This is a genomic window from Pseudomonas sp. SWRI81 (assembly GCF_014268545.1).
Classification (GTDB): Bacteria; Pseudomonadota; Gammaproteobacteria; order Pseudomonadales; family Pseudomonadaceae; genus Aquipseudomonas; species Aquipseudomonas hamedanensis.
On sequence record NZ_JABWQS010000089.1, the window covers coordinates 1 to 1,859 of the forward strand.

The 1,859-nt window shown below is 61.4% G+C and carries 1 protein-coding gene; it reads left to right on the forward strand.

Annotated features, from left to right (window positions below; all coding sequences use genetic code 11):
• Positions 1-161: 161 nt before the first annotated feature.
• Positions 162-1,775, forward strand: coding sequence for an inorganic phosphate transporter (locus HU765_RS26540; protein ID WP_186624066.1), 1,614 nt, complete (start codon positions 162-164; stop codon positions 1,773-1,775).
• Positions 1,776-1,859: the final 84 nt, after the last annotated feature.

The following is a 1,859-nucleotide window of genomic DNA, read 5'->3' on the forward strand; positions in this document are numbered from 1 at the left end:
GACACATCGCTTTCGCGAGCAAGCCCGCTCCCACATTGGACCTGAGTCCTTCAGATCAATGGTCAGACTAATCAGGCAAACACTGACCTGACGCAGTCTCTCTGTAACATTCTGCAACGATCATGGGCGACATTCCTTCCCTCGCTCAGGATTGTCCGCGCATGGCTACTCCCTCACTGACCGCCAGCCCCGCCGCCACCGCCAGCGGCAGGCCGGCCCTCGACAAGAAACCCGGTCCGTTCACTTACGTGATTTTTTTCGCCGTGCTCGCCATGGGCATGCTGTTCACCGCTTACAGCCTGATGCACGACATGCACGAACTGGGCACGGTGGTCACCACCTGGACGCCGTTTCTGCTGCTCGGTGTGGCGTTGCTGATTGCGCTGGGCTTTGAGTTCGTCAACGGCTTCCACGACACCGCCAACGCCGTGGCAACGGTGATCTACACCCACTCGCTGCCGCCGAATGTTGCCGTGGTCTGGTCGGGGTTCTTCAATTTTCTCGGGGTGCTGCTGTCGAGCGGTGCGGTGGCGTTCGGCATCATCGCGCTGCTGCCGGTGGAGCTGATTCTGCAGGTCGGTTCGTCCGCCGGTTTCGCGATGATTTTCGCCCTGCTGATCGCGGCGATTCTGTGGAATCTCGGCACCTGGTGGCTGGGCTTGCCGGCGTCGTCTTCGCACACCTTGATCGGCTCGATCATCGGCGTCGGCGTGGCCAACGCCTTGATGCATGGCCGCGACGGCACCAGCGGCGTGGACTGGGCGCAGGCGACCAAAATCGGCTACGCGCTGCTGCTGTCGCCGCTGGTGGGTTTCGGCTGCGCGGCGCTATTGCTGCTGGCGTTGCGTGCGTTTGTGAAGAATCGCGCGCTGTACAAGGCCCCCGAAGGCAACACCCCGCCGCCGTGGTGGATTCGCGGTTTGCTGATCGTCACGTGTACTGGCGTGTCGTTCGCCCACGGGTCCAATGACGGCCAGAAAGGCATGGGCCTGATCATGCTGATTCTGGTCGGCACGCTGCCGATGGCCTACGCATTGAACCGCACCATGCCGGAAGAACAATCGCTGCAATTCGCCGCCGTGGCGCAAGTCACCCAACAAGCGCTGGTGAAAAGTGCCCCGCTGCCGGCGCCTGCCGATCCGCGTCCGATTCTCTCCGATTACGTACGCAGCAAGGAGCCCACGCCGCAACTGATCCCCGCCCTCGCCGCCCTGACCGGGCACATCGGCGAGCAAGTCAAAGGCTACGGCTCGCTGGCGAAAGTCCCGGCCGAAGCCATGGGCAACGTGCGCAACGACATGTACCTGGCGAGCGAAAGCATTCGCCTGATGGACAAAAACAAGGTCGGTAACTTCGACGCCGATACCGCCAACAAGCTGCAACTGTTCAAACAACAGATCGACAACGCCACGCGGTTTATTCCGCTGTGGGTGAAAATCGCCGTGGCCATCGCGCTGGGGCTCGGCACCATGGTTGGCTGGAAGCGCATTGTCGTGACCGTCGGCGAGAAGATCGGCAAGACCCACCTGACCTATGCGCAAGGTGCATCGGCGGAAACCGTGGCGATGCTGACCATTGGTGCGGCGGACATGTTCGGTTTGCCGGTGTCGACTACGCACGTGTTGTCTTCGGGTGTAGCGGGAACCATGGTTGCCAATGGCGGCGGCTTGCAGATGCGCACGATCCGCAATTTATTGATGGCGTGGGTGTTGACGCTGCCGGCTGCGATTCTGTTGTCGGGCAGCTTGTACTGGCTGTTCACCCAGATTTTCTGACCCGGCGCCGGCCCCTGTAGGAGTGAGCCTGCTCGCGATAGCGGTGTGTCAGACGAATTAATGTTGACTGACACACCGCTATCG